The sequence below is a fragment of the Bradyrhizobium sp. Kon69 genome (assembly GCF_055807515.1).
In genome coordinates this window covers 158,954-175,478 of the sequence record NZ_JBVVOS010000010.1, presented here as the reverse complement: position 1 = coordinate 175,478, position 16,525 = coordinate 158,954, and the positions used below count along the sequence as shown (strand labels likewise).

Annotated in this window: 19 protein-coding genes; 5 read left to right on the top strand and 14 right to left on the bottom strand. The window is 65.9% G+C overall.

Annotated features, from left to right (window positions below; translation table 11 throughout):
- Positions 1 to 22 precede the first annotated feature (22 nt).
- From rplS to ffh, 5 genes are all read right to left on the bottom strand, one after another.
- On the bottom strand, positions 23 to 409 hold the full coding sequence (gene rplS / locus AC0L3U_RS15750) for a 50S ribosomal protein L19 (protein ID WP_007598824.1): 387 nt from the start codon (positions 407 to 409) through the stop codon (positions 23 to 25).
- A 110-nt stretch (positions 410 to 519) separates the two neighbouring features.
- Positions 520 to 1,275: a tRNA (guanosine(37)-N1)-methyltransferase TrmD gene (trmD, locus tag AC0L3U_RS15745; protein ID WP_473362321.1), complete on the bottom strand. Its 756-nt coding sequence runs from the start codon at positions 1,273 to 1,275 to the stop codon at positions 520 to 522.
- Positions 1,276 to 1,391: 116 nt separating this feature from the next.
- Complete coding sequence (rimM, locus tag AC0L3U_RS15740) at positions 1,392 to 1,979, bottom strand: ribosome maturation factor RimM (protein WP_473362320.1); 588 nt, start codon at positions 1,977 to 1,979, stop codon at positions 1,392 to 1,394.
- Between the two features lie 9 nt (positions 1,980 to 1,988).
- Complete coding sequence (rpsP, locus tag AC0L3U_RS15735) at positions 1,989 to 2,321, bottom strand: 30S ribosomal protein S16 (protein WP_143842481.1); 333 nt, start codon at positions 2,319 to 2,321, stop codon at positions 1,989 to 1,991.
- A gap of 86 nt (positions 2,322 to 2,407) precedes the next feature.
- A complete protein-coding gene (gene ffh / locus AC0L3U_RS15730) occupies positions 2,408 to 3,955 on the bottom strand; it encodes a signal recognition particle protein (protein WP_007598828.1) in 1,548 nt (515 codons plus the stop codon).
- A gap of 385 nt (positions 3,956 to 4,340) precedes the next feature.
- Here ffh and AC0L3U_RS15725 point away from each other — a divergent pair, with 385 nt between their 5' ends.
- Positions 4,341 to 5,405, top strand: coding sequence for an MBL fold metallo-hydrolase (locus tag AC0L3U_RS15725; protein ID WP_473362319.1), 1,065 nt, complete (start codon positions 4,341 to 4,343; stop codon positions 5,403 to 5,405).
- Positions 5,406 to 5,598: 193 nt separating this feature from the next.
- Here AC0L3U_RS15725 and AC0L3U_RS15720 read toward each other — a convergent pair whose 3' ends face one another.
- The gene (locus tag AC0L3U_RS15720; RefSeq protein ID WP_473293603.1) at positions 5,599 to 6,315 is read right to left on the bottom strand and encodes an SIMPL domain-containing protein; all 717 of its coding nucleotides are present in this window, start codon (positions 6,313 to 6,315) and stop codon (positions 5,599 to 5,601) included.
- Positions 6,316 to 6,320: 5 nt separating this feature from the next.
- Entirely contained in the window at positions 6,321 to 7,106 is a 786-nt protein-coding gene (locus tag AC0L3U_RS15715; RefSeq protein ID WP_473362318.1) for a GyrI-like domain-containing protein, read from the bottom strand.
- Positions 7,107 to 7,326: 220 nt separating this feature from the next.
- On the opposite strand from AC0L3U_RS15715, the gene dapF reads away from it, so the two are divergent.
- Entirely contained in the window at positions 7,327 to 8,202 is an 876-nt protein-coding gene (gene dapF / locus AC0L3U_RS15710; protein ID WP_473362317.1) for a diaminopimelate epimerase, read from the top strand.
- Positions 8,202 to 9,455 carry a tRNA (N(6)-L-threonylcarbamoyladenosine(37)-C(2))-methylthiotransferase MtaB gene (mtaB, locus tag AC0L3U_RS15705; protein WP_473362316.1) on the top strand — a complete coding sequence of 418 codons (1,254 nt, stop codon included), beginning with the start codon at positions 8,202 to 8,204 and terminating at the stop codon, positions 9,453 to 9,455. Before dapF ends, mtaB begins: the two co-directional genes overlap by 1 nt.
- 162 nt (positions 9,456 to 9,617) lie before the next feature.
- Here the strand turns inward: mtaB and AC0L3U_RS15700 are convergent, their stop codons facing one another.
- Complete coding sequence (locus AC0L3U_RS15700; protein WP_473362315.1) at positions 9,618 to 10,727, bottom strand: DUF2336 domain-containing protein; 1,110 nt, start codon at positions 10,725 to 10,727, stop codon at positions 9,618 to 9,620.
- A gap of 136 nt (positions 10,728 to 10,863) precedes the next feature.
- Positions 10,864 to 11,565 (bottom strand): RluA family pseudouridine synthase, encoded by a 702-nt coding sequence (locus AC0L3U_RS15695; RefSeq protein ID WP_473293653.1) that lies wholly within the window; start codon positions 11,563 to 11,565, stop codon positions 10,864 to 10,866.
- Between the two features lie 78 nt (positions 11,566 to 11,643).
- Here AC0L3U_RS15695 and ftsY point away from each other — a divergent pair, with 78 nt between their 5' ends.
- Positions 11,644 to 12,591, top strand: coding sequence for a signal recognition particle-docking protein FtsY (ftsY, locus tag AC0L3U_RS15690; protein WP_473362314.1), 948 nt, complete (start codon positions 11,644 to 11,646; stop codon positions 12,589 to 12,591).
- Positions 12,592 to 12,594: 3 nt separating this feature from the next.
- A complete protein-coding gene (locus tag AC0L3U_RS15685) occupies positions 12,595 to 13,197 on the top strand; it encodes a septation protein A (RefSeq protein ID WP_007598838.1) in 603 nt (200 codons plus the stop codon).
- Positions 13,198 to 13,300: 103 nt separating this feature from the next.
- On the opposite strand, the gene AC0L3U_RS15680 is transcribed toward AC0L3U_RS15685, so the two are convergent.
- From AC0L3U_RS15680 to ccmA, 5 genes are all read right to left on the bottom strand, one after another.
- On the bottom strand, positions 13,301 to 13,885 hold the full coding sequence (locus AC0L3U_RS15680; RefSeq protein WP_473362313.1) for a DsbE family thiol:disulfide interchange protein: 585 nt from the start codon (positions 13,883 to 13,885) through the stop codon (positions 13,301 to 13,303).
- Between the two features lie 24 nt (positions 13,886 to 13,909).
- Positions 13,910 to 14,095 (bottom strand): heme exporter protein CcmD, encoded by a 186-nt coding sequence (ccmD, locus tag AC0L3U_RS15675; RefSeq protein ID WP_106945552.1) that lies wholly within the window; start codon positions 14,093 to 14,095, stop codon positions 13,910 to 13,912.
- On the bottom strand, positions 14,092 to 14,880 hold the full coding sequence (locus AC0L3U_RS15670) for a heme ABC transporter permease (protein WP_473362312.1): 789 nt from the start codon (positions 14,878 to 14,880) through the stop codon (positions 14,092 to 14,094). The genes ccmD and AC0L3U_RS15670 overlap by 4 nt, the downstream gene beginning before the upstream one ends.
- Before the next feature lie 91 nt (positions 14,881 to 14,971).
- On the bottom strand, positions 14,972 to 15,640 hold the full coding sequence (ccmB, locus tag AC0L3U_RS15665; RefSeq protein WP_106945554.1) for a heme exporter protein CcmB: 669 nt from the start codon (positions 15,638 to 15,640) through the stop codon (positions 14,972 to 14,974).
- Between the two features lie 274 nt (positions 15,641 to 15,914).
- Positions 15,915 to 16,517 (bottom strand): heme ABC exporter ATP-binding protein CcmA, encoded by a 603-nt coding sequence (gene ccmA / locus AC0L3U_RS15660; RefSeq protein WP_473362311.1) that lies wholly within the window; start codon positions 16,515 to 16,517, stop codon positions 15,915 to 15,917.
- Positions 16,518 to 16,525: the final 8 nt, after the last annotated feature.

Sequence of the window (16,525 nt, the reverse complement as noted above, 5' to 3'; positions counted from 1 at the left end):
AAAACTCGTCTGTAAGCGGAGCTTACTCGTTGACGGCAGCAGCCGGGCGGTCCTGCTTCTTCTCGACGATGCGGGCCGACTTGCCGCGAAGGTTGCGGAGGTAATAGAGCTTGGCGCGACGCACCTTGCCGCGGCGCACCACCTTGATCGAGTCGATCATCGGCGACATCACCGGGAACACGCGCTCCACGCCTTCGCCGTACGAAATCTTGCGCACCGTGAAGCTCTCGTTGAGACCGCCGCCGGAACGGCCGATGCAAACGCCTTCATAGGCCTGCACGCGGGTGCGGTCGCCTTCGACGACCTTCACGTTGACGATCACGGTGTCGCCGGGGCCGAATTCCGGAATCTCCTTGTTGGCGGAGAGCTTGTCGAATTGCTCTTTTTCGAGCTGTTGGATCAGGTTCATGGGTAAATCTCCATCGGCGCGCCCAGCCTTGGAAAACGGGGGCTGCGCGAAATTCGTTTATCCAGCCATTGCGGATGTGGCCGCTGCTATAAGGCAAGCCGGAGCGTTTGTCACCCGTCTGTCTTGTTTTTTGGCGTTTTTTGGCGTCCGGGCCGATTCGGGGCTTTGCTCGGGATTTGGGCCCACAAATCCGGTCGGCGGGCCGCCGTCAGGGCCTCGGATTCCGCCCGCCGCCAGCTGGCGACCTTGGCATGGTCACCGGAGGTCAGGATCTCCGGGATCGGGGTTCCCTCGAACAGCTGCGGCCGGGTGTATTGGGGGTATTCGAGCAGACCGTCCGAAAAACTCTCCTCGGTTCCCGAGGCTTCCTTGCCCATCACGCCCGGCAGCAGCCGGACGCAGGCGTCGATCAGGGCCAGGGCCGCGATCTCGCCCCCGGACAGCACGTAATCCCCGATCGAGACCTCTTCCAGGCCCCGCCCGTCGATCACGCGCTGGTCCACCCCCTCGAACCGCCCGCAGACGATCAGGGGACCCGGGCCCTTGGCGAGTTCGAGAACCCGAGCCTGGGTCAATGGCCGACCCCTCGGGCTCATCAGCAGTTTCGGCCGGTCCGGGCCGATCCCGACGGCATCAATGGCCGCCGCCAAAACATCGGCCCGAAGCACCATGCCCGGCCCGCCGCCGGCCGGGGTGTCGTCGACGCTGCGGTGGCGGTCGGTGGCCGAGGCCCGGATGTCCCGCGCCTCCAGCTTCCAGAGCCCACTAGTCAGCGCCCGGCCGGCCAAGCTCACGCCGAGCGGCCCCGGAAACATCTCCGGAAACAGCGTCAGCACCGTCGCGCGCCAGGGTGAGGAGGTGGTCATCGGATCTCAATTATTGTCGTCCCGGACAAGCGGAGCGCAGACCCGGGACCCATAACCACCGCGCTTCGTTTTGCGACGGCTGGAGCGATCAGCTTAGCCAAAATTCTGGCCTGTGGTTATGGGTCCCGGCCCCCCGTGCGCAAGTTGCGCACTAGGCCGGGACGACTCGGGGAGGAATCCTCCTCTTCGTCATCGCCGTCGTCACCCGCGATCTCCTGCGGCAGCGCGATCACGACGCGGCCGCCGGCGATGTCGACCTCCGGCACCACTGCGTCCGTAAACGGCAGCAGCATCGTCGTGCCTGCGGGCGGCGCGATCTCGATGATGTCGCCGGCGCCGAAATTGTGGATCGCGAGCACGCGGCCGAGCGCGTCGCCCGTCGTGGTGACGGCGGCGAGCCCGATCAGATCGGTGTGGTAATATTCGCCCTCGTCCGTCGCCGGCAGCTTTTCGCGCGCGACGTAGAGCTCGATGCCGTTGAGGCGCTCGGCCTCATCGCGGGTCGTGACGCCCTTGAACGTCGCAACCAGATGATCTTTGGCCGTGCGCGCCGTTGCGACCTCGAACTGACGCTTGCCGTCCTTGGACGAGAGCAGACCGTAGCTCCGCACGGCAAAGGGATCTTCCGTGAAGGTCCACAGTTTGACCGCGCCGCGCACACCATGCGCGGCGCCGATCCGCGCGACGCAGACCAGCGCCGGCATGATCTCGCCTTAACCCTTCGCGGCGGCTTCGGCCTGCGCCTTACGCTCCTTGCGCGGCACGGCCTTTTCCGGATTGCTGCGCGCTTCGCGCTTCTTGACGCCGGCGGCGTCGAGGAAGCGCGACACACGGTCCGACGGCTGCGCGCCCTTGGCGAGCCAGGCCTTCACCTTGTCCATGTCGAGCTTCAGCCGGGTCTCGTTGTCCTTCGGCAGCAACGGGTTGAAATAGCCGAGACGCTCGATGAAGCGGCCATCGCGGGGAAAGCGCGAATCGGCGACGACGACGTGATAGACGGGGCGCTTCTTGGTGCCTGCACGGGCGAGACGGATAACGACGGACATCTAAGTTCTCCTTCAAAGTACGTTTTGTTCGGTTGATTGGTATTCCGCGTTGCGCGAGACCGTTGCGATCTCCCGCGACGAATTCCTCATTTCTTCTTGCCCGGGAAACCGCCGAGGCCCGGCAGCATCGGCTTGCCGCTCAGTCCGGTCAGGCCTGGAACGTTCGGCAGACCCTGGCGCAGCCCGGGCGGCAAATCCTTCGGCAGGCTGGGCAGACCTTGTCCGCCGCCGCCCTGCATCTTTTCCTGCAGCGCCTTCATCTCTTCCGGCGAAGGCGGCTTCATGCCGCCGCCAAAGCCCATCGCCTGCGCGATGCCCGCGAGCGGACCGCGCTTGCCGGAGCCCATGGCCTTCATCATGTCGGCCATGTTCCGGTGCATCTTCAGCAGCTTGTTGACCTGCTCGACGCTCTGGCCGGAACCCGCGGCGATGCGCTTCTTGCGGCTGGCCTTGAGCAAATCGGGATGACGGCGCTCGTCGCGCGTCATGGAATCGATCACCGCGACCTGGCGCTTCAAGATCTTGTCGTCGATGCCGGCGGCCGCGATCTGGTTCTTCATCTTGGCGATGCCGGGCATCATGCCCATCAGGCCGCTGATGCCGCCCATATTGGCCATCTGCGACAGCTGCTCGCGCATGTCGTTGAGGTCGAACTGACCCTTGCGCATCCGCTCGGCGGTGCGCGCGGCCTTTTCGGCATCGATGTTGGCGGCAGCGCGTTCGACCAGCGACACCACGTCGCCCATGCCGAGAATGCGGCCGGCGATACGGTCGGGATGGAAATCCTCCAGCGCATCGGTCTTTTCACCGGTGCCGAGCAGCTTGATCGGCTTGCCGGTCACCGCGCGCATCGACAGCGCAGCGCCGCCGCGGCCGTCGCCGTCCACGCGAGTCAGCACGATGCCGGTCAGGCCGACGCGCTCGTCGAAGGCGCGGGCGAGATTGACGGCGTCCTGGCCGGTGAGGCTGTCCGCCACCAGCAGCACTTCATGCGGATTGGCGGCGGCTTTGATCGCCGCCGCTTCCGCCATCATCTCTTCGTCGAGCGTGGTGCGGCCGGCGGTGTCGAGCAGCACGACGTCGTAGCCGCCGAGCTTGCCGGCCTCCAGCGCGCGCTTCGCGATCTGCGCCGGCAGCTGTCCGGCGACGATCGGCAGCGTCGGAATGTCGAGATCGCGGCCCAGGACGGCCAGCTGCTCCATCGCCGCGGGACGGTAGATGTCGAGCGAGGCCATCAGCACCTTGCGCTTGTCGCGCTGGACCATGCGACGGGCGAGCTTTGCGGTGGTGGTGGTCTTGCCGGAGCCTTGCAGGCCGACCATCATGATCGGCACCGGCGGCACGGAATTGATGTCGATGGTCTGGCTTTCGGCGCCGAGCGTGTTGATCAGCTCGTCATGGACGATCTTGACCACCATCTGGCCTGGCGTCACCGACTTGACGACGGTGGCGCCGATGGCCTGCTCGCGGACCCGCTCGGTGAAGCTGCGCACCACTTCGAGAGCGACGTCGGCTTCCAGCAGCGCGCGGCGTACCTCGCGCATGGCGGCGTCGACGTCCTTTTCGGTCAGCGCACCGCGCCCCGTCAGACGATCGAGAATGCCGCCAAGCCGTTCCGACAGATTGTCGAACAATGCCGTTGTCCTATTGCTGTCCTCCCGATGGGAGGAGCACTCCGTTACTCACCGCTGTCATGCCCCGCGAAGGCGCGGGGGATGACCACTCACTTGGGCAAGCGATCTTCCAAACACCTTTACGCCCGAGGGCGCATCGCGCTGTCGGGCGTTGGCCTCTGGCCTCTGGGGCCAGTGGGCGGGTCGAAAAGAAAGCCTTTCCGAGAAAGTGGCCGGGTTAAACGCCGCTGCCGCCCGAAAGTCAAGGAAAGTTAGGGTGGCCGGGGCTGCTTTGGAAGGCAAAGCCTTGAAAAGATGAACTTTCCGGCGGCGGGTTCCTTTTCCGCAGACCCCGCCCATATAGCGGTGATGTCCTGCCCCTCCGACCATCCCTGAAGCCAGATCCGTGCCGATCACCCGCCGCCGCCTTTTCGGAATGCTCGCCGGTGCCGGCGCATTGGTCGGCGTGCCCTCCCTTTGGATGTCCCGCATGAAAACCTATGACGGCCCGGTCTCCGACCATTTCGACGGCCTGAACTTCTTCGATCCGGACGGCGTGCCGCCGAAATCGCTTCGGGAGGTCCTGCGCTGGCAATTCGGCGGCAAGCGGCAGCGCGCGAGCTGGCCGGATTGGGCGCCGAGCCCCCATGCCGACACCCCGCCGGACCGCGTCGACGGCGACAAGGTGCGGCTCTCTTTCGTCGGCCACGCCAGCTGGCTGATCCAGACCGGCGGCCTCAACATCCTCGTCGATCCCGTCTGGTCGACGCGGGTCTCGCCCGTCAGCTTCGCCGGGCCGAAACGGCACAACGATCCCGGCATCGCCTTCGACAAGCTGCCGAAGATCGATATCGTGCTGGTCTCGCACGGCCATTACGATCATCTCGACATGGCGACGCTGTCGCGGCTCGCCAAGAATTTCGCGCCGCGTGTGGTGACCCCGCTCGGCAATGACGTCACGATGCGCAGCACCGATGCGACGATCAAGGTGGAAGCGTTCGACTGGCACGACCGCGTCGAGCTCGGCGGCGGCATCGCCGTGACGCTGGTGCCGACCCGGCACTGGTCGGCGCGCGGCATGTTCGATCGCAACAAGGCGCTGTGGGCGAGTTTCGTGCTGGAGACGCCTGCGGGGAAAATCTACGTCGTCTGCGATTCCGGCTATGGCGATGGCGGGCATTTCCGCCGCGTCGCCGAGAAGCACGGGCCGCTACGCCTGGCGATCCTCCCGATCGGCGCCTACGAGCCGCGCTGGTTCATGCGCGACCAGCACATGAACCCGGAAGACGCGGTGAAGGCGCTCGCGGATTGCGGCGCGCAAGCCGCACTCGGGCATCACCACGGCACGTTTCAGCTGACCGATGAGGCAATCGATGCGCCGGCGAAGGCGCTGGTCGAGGCGCTCGATGCCGCGAAGGTGCCGCAGGATAAATTTGTGGCGATGAAGCCTGGGCAGGTGGTGGAGGTTTGACTCGCCCGTGCGATTTATCTCCGCTGTCGTCCCGGACAAGCGGAGCGCAGATCCGGGACCCATAGCCACAGGGAGAAGTTTCGCGAATATTCGGAGTTACCTGTGTCGCGTCACAACCACTCCCTGTGGTTATGGGTCCCGGCCTGCGCCGGGACGACACCGTTGTTGTGGGCGGCAGTGTGCCTCTTACGGCCTACTGCCCCTGCTTGATCGCCCAGCTCACATTCACCGTCACCGCCAGCGTTTCCTCGCCGGGCGCAACGGCCGCGCCGCCTGCGGCCATCGGCGCTGCGGCCATGCGTCCCTTGAACAGCGGCATTGGGGCGCCGCCTTCGGACACGCTGAGCGGCGCGCCGAGCGTGACGCCGGTGGCCTTGGCGTAGATCTCCGCTTTGCGGCGGGCGTCTGCGACAGCCTTCTCGCGGGCATCGTCGAGCAGTTTCGAGGCCTGCGTCACCTCGAAGGAGATGTTGCCGATATCGTTGGCGCCGGCGCCGACCAGCGTGTCGATGATGGCGGCGACCTTGGTCACGTCGCGGATCTTCACGGTGACGCGGTTAGAGGCGCGGAAACCGACCACGGGTGAGGCACCGGTGGATTTGTTCTGGCCGTATTGCGGCTGCAGCGACAGCCGCGAGGTCTGGTAATCCTTCTCGTCAATGCCTGCCCCCTTCAGCGCCAGCAGCACCTTGCCCATCGCGGCGTTGTTGGCGTCGGACGCTTCCTTCGCAGACTTGGCGTCGTTGGCGACGCCGGCGTCGATCTGCGCCAGATCAGGCGCGGCGGAGATCGTGGCTTCGCCGCTCACCGAAATCGCGGACGGAAAATCGTCGGCAAGCGCAGGCGTTGCCAGCAGCGCGGCGGCAAAGGACGTGACAAGGGAGGTCAAAAGGATGGCAGGCTTTTTCATAGGTCTCACTTCAGCGGCACGAATACATTGATCACGAGCTTGTCCTCGGCCGTCTTCAGGGGATCGGTGAGGTATTCCTCGATGAAGGTGTCCTTGGCTTCCAGCTTCTTGTCGTCGAGGTGGTTGGTGATCGCCTCGTAGGTGTTGTCCATGTTGTCGTAGGAGCCGCGATGGACGAATTTCAGCGCCTTGCCCTCCGGCGATTTGCCGACGCTCATGTCCTTGGGCAGGTTCTTCGGGTCCTGCTCGACCGGGATCTCGGCAAGGAAGGTGAAGCCGGTGTCGTCGGTCGAAGTGTAGACGATCATCGAATTGCCGGCGTGCTTGATGCCCTGCTTGTCCAGCAGTGTGTTCAGCGCCTTGAAGGCGTCGATCAGCGTGTCGAAGGCCGAGTCCCAATTGGCAGTGCCCTTGACCATCACGACCTTCTTGGGCTCGAGCGTGGTCTCCTGGCCGAAGGGATCGGCGGTCTGCACGGGAGCCGGGGTTGCGGCCGCAGCGGGCGGCGGGGCGGCGGGGCTCGGTGAGGCACTGGCGGCGGGCGAGGGCGAGGTTACAGGGGACGTTGCAGGCGACATTGAAGGGCTTGGCGAGGCGCTGGCCGCCGGCGAGGGCGTGGCCGCGGGTGCAGCGCTCGCGGCCGGGGAGGGCGAAGCCGACGGGCTCGGCGAGGGGCTCGCTGATGTGGCCGGCGCCGGGCTCGGCGTCTGGGCCAGCGTGGCCGACAGACCAAACGACAAGGCCGCTGCCGGAATCAGCGCGGCCAAAGCGAGACGACGAAACCTGAACATTTTTATTCTCCCCAATAGCTTATCCGCCAAGGCCTTACGTCTCCGAGGCCTTAACCCGGCCGCATGTCCCGGTTTGCGCGAATTGCGCCGTTCTAACACGCGAGCGCCGAATTCGTCCCATGACAGATGCGTCATGGCAGCGTCCTGGCTCTCGGCGGCAAATCACTGGCCAAGAGGGCCAAGGATCGCCATATAAGGCAGGCGAAATTCGGGAATTTTCATGAGCGCGCTGGCCAACCACGCATTTGCCAAGATGAACGGCATCGGCAACGAGATCGTCGTCGTCGACATGCGCGATTCCACCTCAAAGGTCACCGCGGCCGATGCCCGCGCGGTGGCATCGGCGCGAGGCGGCGTGGCCTACGACCAGCTCATGGTGCTGCAGAAGCCGCGCTTCGACGGCACCGAAGCCTTCATCAGCATCTACAACAGTGACGGCTCCGAGGCAGGTGCCTGCGGCAACGGCATGCGCTGCGTGGTGCGCCGCATCTTCGAGAAGACCGGCCAGACCAATGCGACGTTCGAGACGGCCGCGGGCCTGCTCAATGCCTGGCAGGGTCCGGCGCCGGAGCTTTATACGGTGGACATGGGCGCGCCAAAATTCGGCTGGCAGGACATTCCGCTCGACCAGGAATTCCGCGACACCCGCTACATCGAATTGCAGATCGGCCCGATCGACAATCCGATCCTGCATTCGCCCTCGGTGGTCAGCATGGGTAATCCGCATGCGATCTTCTGGGTCGATGACGTCAACGCCTACGACCTCGAGCGTTTCGGTCCGCTGCTGGAAAACCATCCGATCTTCCCGGAGCGCGCCAACATCACGCTCGCCCATATCGTCGATCCCCAGCACATCACGATCCGCACCTGGGAGCGCGGCGCCGGCCTGACCAGGGCTTGCGGGTCGGCCGCATGTGCCACGGCGGTCGCGGCGGCGCGGCTGAAGCGCGCCGAGCGCAATGTCGAGATCGCGCTGCCCGGCGGCAAGCTCGGGATCGAATGGCGCGAGCGCGACGATCACGTGCTGATGACGGGCACGGCGACCTTCGAATATGAAGGCCGTTTCGATCCGGCGCTGTTCGCGCCGGTCGGCTGATGAGCGTCGACATCGTCACCTTCGGCTGCCGCCTCAACGCTTTCGAGGCCGAGGTGATCCGCCGCGAGGCCGAGGGCGCGGGGCTCTCCGACACCATCGTCATCAACAGCTGCGCCGTCACCAATGAGGCGGTGGCGCAGGCGCGCCAGTCGATCCGCAAATTGAAGCGCGAGCGGCCGGCAGCGCGCATCGTCGTCACCGGCTGCGCGGCGCAGACGCAAAGCGGAATGTTCGCCGGGATGCCCGAGGTCGATCGCGTCGTCGGCAATGACGACAAGATGCGGTCGTCCGCATGGCGCGAGGCGCGTGCGGCGTTTGATCTCGGTGCGTGCGAAAAAATCGCCGTCAGCGACATCATGGCGGTGAAGGAGATGGCGCCGCATCTCATCGACGGCTTTGCGAGCGGCCTGCCGCGCGTGTTCGTGCAGGTGCAGAACGGCTGCGACCATCGCTGCACTTTCTGCATCATTCCGTTCGGGCGCGGCAATTCGCGCTCGGTGCCGATGGGCGCGGTGGTCGATCAGGTCCGGGCATTGGTCGAACGCGGCCATGCCGAGATCGTGTTGACCGGCGTCGACCTCACCAGTTACGGCGCCGACCTGCCGGGCGCGCCGAAACTCGGCCTGCTGACGAAGCAGATTTTGCGGCATGTGCCGGAGCTCAGGCGCCTGCGCATCTCCTCGATCGATTCGATCGAGGCAGACAGCGATCTGTTGGATGCCATCGCTGAGGATTCGCGGCTGATGCCACATCTGCACCTGTCGCTGCAGTCCGGTGACGACATGATCTTGAAGCGCATGAAGCGGCGGCATACGCGCGGCGACACCATCGCGTTCTGCGACCAGGTCCGTCGCCTGCGCCCGGATATCGCGCTGGGTGCCGACATCATTGCGGGCTTTCCGACCGAGACCGAGGAGATGTTCTCGCGCTCGCTCGACCTGATCGAAGAATGCGGCCTGACATTCCTCCACGTCTTCCCCTATTCGCCGCGTCCCGGCACACCGGCCGCGCGGATGCCGCAGGTGGCGGGCGGCGCAATCAAGGAGCGGGCGAAGCGGCTGCGCTCGGCCGGTGAGGCCGCGCTTCTGCGGCGGCTGCAAGCCGAGATCGGCGCCACGCGCGAGGTGCTGATCGAGAGCGAGGAGCAGGGACGCACGGAGCATTATCTGCCGGTGGCGATCGCGGGCGAGCGTATCGGCAGTGTGGTGCCGCTGCGGATCGCCGGTCGTGATGGCGCGCGGCTGACGGTGTGACGGTTCCTTCCCTTCTCCCCTTGTGGGAGAAGGTGGCGCGAAGCGCCGGATGAGGGGTTGCTTCCGCGTACTCAACTCAATGTGGACTCGCGGAGAGAGACCCCTCACCCGTCTCGCCGCTGCGCGGCGAGCCACCCTCTCCCACAAGGGGAGAGGGAAAAACTACAACGCCCGCACCTGCCAGAACCGCAGCGTCCGCCGCGCATTCTCTGGGGTCATGCGCGCGTAATGGCTTTGCGCCCTTGCGATATCGGCCGGCTTCATCGCGCCGCTCGCAAAGCGGCTCTGAAGCACGGCGGCGGTGGTTTCCCAGCTGAGCTGCGCCGCCTTGCACGGCACCAGCAGGCCGTCCTCGCGCAGGCTTTGCATCAGCGGGCGGATCACTTCGACGGTCGATCCCGACAATGCGGCCAATGCGGCCACCGCTTCTTCATAACGCCGTTGCGTGGCGAAGCCGAGCAGCGTTGCTTCGCTGAGCTGGCCGGCCGCCTTCAGGCCTGCGACGGCGCGCTTGGCACCTTCGAAATCGCGGACCCCCGACATCTCGCGCCCGACACCGACGGTGACGGCGGCGATCGCGGTCTGGATCTCCTCGAACAGATGCGGCGGAGCGCGCGACAACAGCCGGGTCCGCACGGCATCGCTCGCCGAGCGCAGCAATTGACGGCGCAGGTCTGACGGCAGATCGACGCGGACGCCGACGCTGACCGCGAGCTCGGGATCGGCCTCGGCCTGTCCGACGATGACGGCAAATCCGTTTCCGGACACGCGCGCGCCGGGATTGGCGGCGAGCCGGCGGCTGACGCTGGGATAGCGCCGCGCCAGCAATGCATCGGTGACGATCTCCTTCAGCCACCAGCGCCCGGCGACCGCGAGCAGATGCGGCTCGCCCTTGCTGGATGCGATCTGCACCAGCGCGCCGTCATCGAGGCGCGCGGATTCCTGCAGCACGGGACCGGCGATGCGGATTTCGTCATTGTTAGCGAGGCGGCGAATGACCGATGGCGGCGCCTGCGCGATCGGCGCGAGCTGCGCGCTGATCTCGGCGAGCGCTACGCGCGCGCCCATGTCGGCGATGGCCCGGAGCTCGATGGTGCCGATCAGGCGATCCAGCACATCGTCAAACAGTGCGATCTGCTCGTCATCGAAACTGCCGGCGGAGGACAGGAACAGGTCGGTGACGCGGCGGGCGGTTGCCAAGCCCTTTTCCGCGGAGCCAGTCCGAAGCGCGGACTCGACCTCGTCGATGATCGATAACTCGGCCGTGGACATGACGCGCAGCTCGTCCTGAGCAGATTGACGGAAGCTTGTTCTAAGCAACCGCTATCATTAGAGACGAGCACTGAACGTTTCGTAAACTATAGGGAGCGATGCGCGGCCTCCTCACCATGAGGAGCGAGCAGTTGGGCTACTCCCCGTTCCACCCGCAGGCGCGGAGCCGCTCGTGCATGTGGGGCGGGGCAGGCGCCATCACGCGAACCGGCTCCTTGTTGCGGGAGATCGGCACCACGATCTCGCGGGAATGCAGGTGCAGCTTCGGCTCGCCGAAGCGCGGGCCGTTGCCGTAAATGTTATCGCCGAAGATCGGCCAGCCGGTCGCGGACGAATGCACCCGCAGTTGATGGGTCCGCCCGGTCACCGGTTCCATGGCGAGCCAGGTCAGGCCGTCGCCCCGGCCCATCACCTTCCAGTTGGTGATGGCCTTCTGGCCCTCGGGATCGGGCTTCTGCCACCAGCCGCGCTCGGCGTTCAGCCGCCCGAGCGGCATGTCGATGGTGCCTTCGTTCTCGGTGGGGCCGCCCTCGACGATGGTCCAGTAGGTCTTGCCGATCTTGCCATGCTTGAACAGCAGGCCGAGCGAGGCCGTCGCCTTGCGATGGCGGCCGAGCACGAGGCAACCGGAGGTGTCCTTGTCCAGCCGGTGGGCCAGCACCGGCGGCCGCGGCAGGCCGAAACGAAGCGCATCGAAGGACGTTTCCAGATTGGCGCCGCCCTTGGGTCCGCGATGCACCGGCAGGCCGGCCGGCTTGTCGATGACCAGCATCAGCCCGTCGCGATGGAGCACGCGCGCCAGGATTTCCTCGGCCGTCAATTCGGGAACATCGAGCAATTGCAAGACTTTCGTTATCGGCGAGACTTTCGGTCAAGACTTTCGTTTGCGAGCCGGAACGGCTAACACACCGCCACCATGAACGATACCACCCCCGAGACCCCCAAGCTGAGCTGGTGGCGCCGCCTGTCCGACGGGCTGAAGCGCACCTCGTCCTCGCTCGGGACCGCGGTCGCCGACCTCGTCACCAAGCGCAAGCTCGATCGCGCCATGCTCGACGACATCGAGGACGTGCTGCTGCGCGCCGATCTCGGCACCTCGGTCGCGGTGCGGATCGCGGATGCGGTCGGCACGGGACGCTACGACAAGGCGATCTCGGCGGACGAGGTCAAGGACGTCGTCGCGACCGAAGTCGAGAAGGTGCTGGCAGCGGTGGCAAAACCGCTCGAGATCGACGCCGGCAAGAAGCCCTTCGTCATCCTCGTGGTCGGCGTCAACGGCTCCGGCAAGACCACGACCATCGGGAAACTCTCGCAAAAATTCGCGTCCGAAGGCCGCAAGGTGATGCTGGCCGCCGGCGACACGTTTCGCGCAGCGGCGATCGAGCAGCTCAAGGTCTGGGGCGAACGCACGAAGACGCCCGTCATATCAGGTGCGCAAGGCTCGGATTCGGCGAGCCTCGCCTTCAACGCGCTGACGGCGGCGAAGGAGCAGGCCATCGACGTGCTCCTGATCGACACCGCCGGGCGGCTTCAGAACAAGGCCGAGCTGATGAACGAGCTCGAAAAGGTCGTGCGCGTCATCCGCAAGGTGGACGCGACTGCGCCGCATGCGGTGCTGCTGGTGCTCGACGCCACCGTGGGCCAGAACGCGCTGTCGCAGGTCGAGGCCTTCCATCGCACCGCCGGGGTCACCGGCCTCGTGATGACGAAGCTCGACGGCACCGCCCGCGGCGGCATTCTGGTGGCGCTCGCGGAGAAATTCAAACTGCCGGTGCATTTCATCGGCGTCGGCGAAGGCGTCGACGATCTCGCGCCGTTCACCGCGCGCGATTTCGCTCGCGCGATTGCCGGAATCGAAAGCTGAAGAATGGACAAGACCCAGCCGCACCCGCTGTTCAAGCTTGCGACCGAGCTCGGTCCGCTGCTCGTGTTCTTCTTCGTCAATGCGAAGTTCAATCTGTTCGCCGCGACCGGCGCTTTCATGGTCGCGATCGTCGCGGCGATGATCGCCTCCTATGTGGTGACGCGGCACATCCCGATCATGGCGATCGTGACAGGCGTCATCGTGCTGGTGTTCGGCACGCTGACCCTGGTGCTGCACGACGAGACCTTCATCAAGCTCAAGCCGACCATCATCTACGCTTTGTTCGCCGCGATCCTCGGCGGCGGCCTGTTGTTCGGCCGCTCCTTCATCGCCGTGATGTTCGACCAGATGTTCAATTTGACGCCGCAGGGCTGGCGCATCCTCACGCTACGCTGGGCGCTGTTCTTCGCCGGCATGGCGGTGTTGAACGAGATCGTCTGGCGCACCCAGAGCACCGACTTCTGGGTCAACTTCAAGGTGTTCGGCGTCACGCCGATCACCATGATCTTCGCCATCGCCCAGATGCCGCTGACCAAGCGCTATCACCTCGAGCCGGCGTCGCTGGAAGCGAGCGAGGCCGAGGCGGGGGATGTGAGGAAGGGCTGAGCTCTTTCAACTCGTCATTGCGAGCGAAGCGAAGCAATCCAGAATGTCTCCGCGGAGGGATGCTGGCTTGCTTCGTCGCAAGAGCTCCTCGCAATGACGGCGGCTATCTCAACGCCTTCTCCATCTGCGGCAGCAACACCGTCCGCAGATTGTCCGGCGTGATCGGCCCGACCAGCTTGTAGACGATGGTGCCTTCGCGACCGACGACAAAGGTTTCCGGCACGCCATAGACGCCCCATTCGATCGAGGCGCGGCCGTTGGCATCGACGCCGACGTGGCCGAACGGGTTGCCGTAGCGCCCGAGGAAGCGCCGCGCATTGTCGGCGGCATCTTTGTAGTTGATGCCGACGAGCTGGAAGCGCTTGTCTTTTGCCAATTCGGTCAGCAGCGGCGCCTCGTCGTGGCACGGCACGCACCAGGACGCCCAGACATTGACGAGGCTGACCTTGCCCTTGAACGCAGCGGGATCAAGGCCGGGGATCTGCGCGTTGTCAGCCTGCAATCCCTCGAGCGGCGGCAGCATGGTCTGCGGCGCGGGACGTCCGATCAGCGCGGAAGGAATTCGCGAGGGATCGCCGCTGCCGAGCCGGAACCAGAACAGCAGCGCCAGGCCGATGAAGGCGATCAGCGGCAGCACCATCAGGAAGGTGCGGCGCTGCGGCGGAGCGGACGTCGATTGCTCGCTCATGATTGATCTCTCATGCTCGATCTCTCATGGCCGATCCGTCGCGCTACGGCCGGAGCGGCGGGTCACGCCGCTGCGCTCGAGCTCGCGCAGGCGCTGTGTCTGGCTACGATAATCGAGCACGATCCAGCCGATCAGGATCACGACCACGAGGGCGGCCGCGGCATAGGATGTCACGATGAAAGACGCGTAGGGACCGAGCGACATGATCATGCAGCCCCAGCTTCTTTTGACGTGCTGCCTTCATGCGAGCCGGTGCCGACTTCTGAAAACGCCACACGGCTCGCCTGCATCATCTGCAAAGACCGCACGCGCCGGCGCAAAATCTCGTTGCGCATCGCAGCCAGATGCAGCGTGACGAACAGCAGGGTGAACCCGACCGCCATCACCAGCAACGGAATCAAAAAGGATCTGTCCAGCGACGAGCCGCCCATCCGCATCACCGAGGCCGGCTGGTGCAGCGTGTTCCACCAGTCGACCGAGAACTTGATGATGGGCAGGTTGAGCGCGCCGACCAGCGTCAGCACGGCGGCGGCGCGCGCCGCGCGGGAGGGCTCGTCGACCGCGCGCCACAGTGCCATCAGGCCGAGATACATCAGGAACAGGATCAGCACCGAGGTCAGCCGCGCGTCCCATTCCCAATAGGTGCCCCACATCGGCCGGCCCCACAGCGAGCCCGTCAGCAGCGCGAGGAAGGTGAAGGCGGCCCCGATGGGAGCAGCCGCTTTGGCGGCGACGTCGGCGAGCGGATGCCGCCACACCAGCGTGCCCAGCGAGGCGATGCTCATCACGCCCCACACGAACATCGACAGCCAGGCATTGGGCACGTGGATGAACATGATCTTAACCGTCGCGCCCTGCTGATAGTCATCGGGCGCGGTGGCAGACTGATAGAGTCCGATCGTGAGCAGAATGATTGTCGCAGCCGCAAGCCACGGCAAGAGCCGCCCCGTCAGCGCGAGGAACCGTGTGGGGTTGGCGAGGTCGATCAGCGTCATGGTATCCTGATAATCACAGGTAAGCGCTCACGCAATCAGCACGAAAGTCCGCAGCGAAAGTTGATCGGGGTCAAGGTCAGTCCAGTCCATCTCAATCCAGCCCATGCTTCAGGCTCGCCGCAGCCGCGAAGGGGCCGATCACGAGGCTGACCAGTGACAGCGCGCACAGGATCGAGAACGGCGCGCCGAACGTCATGGGGCCGACGATCGCCGCCTGCGAGGCCGCGACCCCGAAAATCAGCACCGGGATGGACAGCGGCAGCACCAGGACCGCCATCAATAATCCGCCACGATGTAGCGTCACCGCCAGCGCCGCACCGATCATGCCGGTGAACGTCAGGGCCGGGGTGCCGGCGAGCAGCGTCAGCGCCACCGCGCCGGTCGCGACCATGTCGAGGTTGAGCAGCAGGCCGAGCACGGGGGTTGCGACGATCAGCGGCAGGCCGGCGGCCAGCCAATGCGCCAGCGCCTTCGCCGCGCAGGCGAGTTCCAGCGGGGTCCGGCTCATCGTGATCAGGTCGAGCGAACCGTCCTCATGGTCGGCCATGAACAGCCGGTCCAGGGTGAGCAGGCTCGCCAGCAGCGCCCCCAGCCACAGGATCGCCGGCCCGAGCCGCGACAGCAGCGCCAGATCCGGCCCCACCGCAAACGGCATCAGCACCACCACGGTCAGGAAGAACAGCACGCCAATCAACGCCCCGCCGCCGACGCGGAGCGCGATCCTGATGTCCCGGCGAATGAGGGCAGACAGGGCGGTCATGCCACTGCTCCCAGAGGTGAGGAGGCAACGTCGGCCGGTTGCCCCGGGCGAGCTGCGCTCCCTCCCCCCTTGTGGGGGAGGGCGGGGGAGGGGGGTAGCCCCGGTGAAGATGGTTCTTGGGTGCGGGCCGCGAGCAACAGAGCGCCCGCCTGCCGACCGCCAGCTCCGAGAGAGCGCGCCGTGTGGCACCCCCCTCCCTGACCCTCCCCCACAAGGGGGGAGGGAACGGAGAGAGCGGCACCCCGCCGCTTGGAAAACTGAGGGTCAACGGGAATCATGCCGTCCCCCCGATCCGCAGCTCCCGCGAATCGATCCCGAGCGGGGCGTGGGTGGCGGCGACGATCAGGCCGCCGCGCGCCAAGTGCTCGCGCATCAATCCGGAGAACATGTCCTGTCCCGCGACGTCCAGCGCCGTGGTCGGCTCGTCCAATAGCCAGACCGGTCGGCGGACGGTCAGCAGGCGGGCCAGCGAGAGCCGGCGGCGCTGGCCGGCGGACAGGAAGGCGGCGGGCAGATCGGCGGCATGGTCGAGCCCGACGGTGATGAGGCTCTTGCCGGCGTCAAAACGCTCGCCGCCGAGAAAATCGGCCCAGAACGTCAGATTCTCCGCCACGCTCAGGGCGGGCTTCAGTGCGTCGCGATGGCCGAGATAGTGGCATTGCTCCGGCAATGTCAGCTCGGAATCGCCTCCGTCCAGCGTGATCGTGCCGCCCGCCGGAATGAGCAGGCCCGCGATCAGCCGCAGCAGCGAGGTCTTGCCCGATCCGTTGCGGCCGACGACCGCCACGGCTTCGCCGGAGCCGGCCCCGAAATCGAGCCCCGCAAACACCTCGCGGCCGCCCCGCACGCATGTGACCCCATGTCCGGAAAGCTGCATCTCGCCTC

What these genes read in the sequence shown, in the direction of transcription:
- rplS (WP_007598824.1), bottom strand. Translation starts at nt 409, where the DNA reads ATGAACCTGATCCAACAGCTCGAAAAAGAGCAATTCGACAAGCTCTCC.
- trmD (WP_473362321.1), bottom strand. Translation starts at nt 1,275, where the DNA reads ATGACCACCTCCTCACCCTGGCGCGCGACGGTGCTGACGCTGTTTCCG.
- rimM (WP_473362320.1), bottom strand. Translation starts at nt 1,979, where the DNA reads ATGCCGGCGCTGGTCTGCGTCGCGCGGATCGGCGCCGCGCATGGTGTG.
- rpsP (WP_143842481.1), bottom strand. Translation starts at nt 2,321, where the DNA reads ATGTCCGTCGTTATCCGTCTCGCCCGTGCAGGCACCAAGAAGCGCCCC.
- AC0L3U_RS15720 (WP_473293603.1), bottom strand. Translation starts at nt 6,315, where the DNA reads ATGAAAAAGCCTGCCATCCTTTTGACCTCCCTTGTCACGTCCTTTGCC.
- AC0L3U_RS15715 (WP_473362318.1), bottom strand. Translation starts at nt 7,106, where the DNA reads ATGTTCAGGTTTCGTCGTCTCGCTTTGGCCGCGCTGATTCCGGCAGCG.
- dapF (WP_473362317.1), top strand. Translation starts at nt 7,327, where the DNA reads ATGAGCGCGCTGGCCAACCACGCATTTGCCAAGATGAACGGCATCGGC.
- mtaB (WP_473362316.1), top strand. Translation starts at nt 8,202, where the DNA reads ATGAGCGTCGACATCGTCACCTTCGGCTGCCGCCTCAACGCTTTCGAG.
- AC0L3U_RS15700 (WP_473362315.1), bottom strand. Translation starts at nt 10,727, where the DNA reads ATGTCCACGGCCGAGTTATCGATCATCGACGAGGTCGAGTCCGCGCTT.
- ftsY (WP_473362314.1), top strand. Translation starts at nt 11,644, where the DNA reads ATGAACGATACCACCCCCGAGACCCCCAAGCTGAGCTGGTGGCGCCGC.
- AC0L3U_RS15685 (WP_007598838.1), top strand. Translation starts at nt 12,595, where the DNA reads ATGGACAAGACCCAGCCGCACCCGCTGTTCAAGCTTGCGACCGAGCTC.
- AC0L3U_RS15680 (WP_473362313.1), bottom strand. Translation starts at nt 13,885, where the DNA reads ATGAGCGAGCAATCGACGTCCGCTCCGCCGCAGCGCCGCACCTTCCTG.
- ccmD (WP_106945552.1), bottom strand. Translation starts at nt 14,095, where the DNA reads ATGATCATGTCGCTCGGTCCCTACGCGTCTTTCATCGTGACATCCTAT.
- AC0L3U_RS15670 (WP_473362312.1), bottom strand. Translation starts at nt 14,880, where the DNA reads ATGACGCTGATCGACCTCGCCAACCCCACACGGTTCCTCGCGCTGACG.
- ccmB (WP_106945554.1), bottom strand. Translation starts at nt 15,640, where the DNA reads ATGACCGCCCTGTCTGCCCTCATTCGCCGGGACATCAGGATCGCGCTC.
- ccmA (WP_473362311.1), bottom strand. Translation starts at nt 16,517, where the DNA reads ATGCAGCTTTCCGGACATGGGGTCACATGCGTGCGGGGCGGCCGCGAG.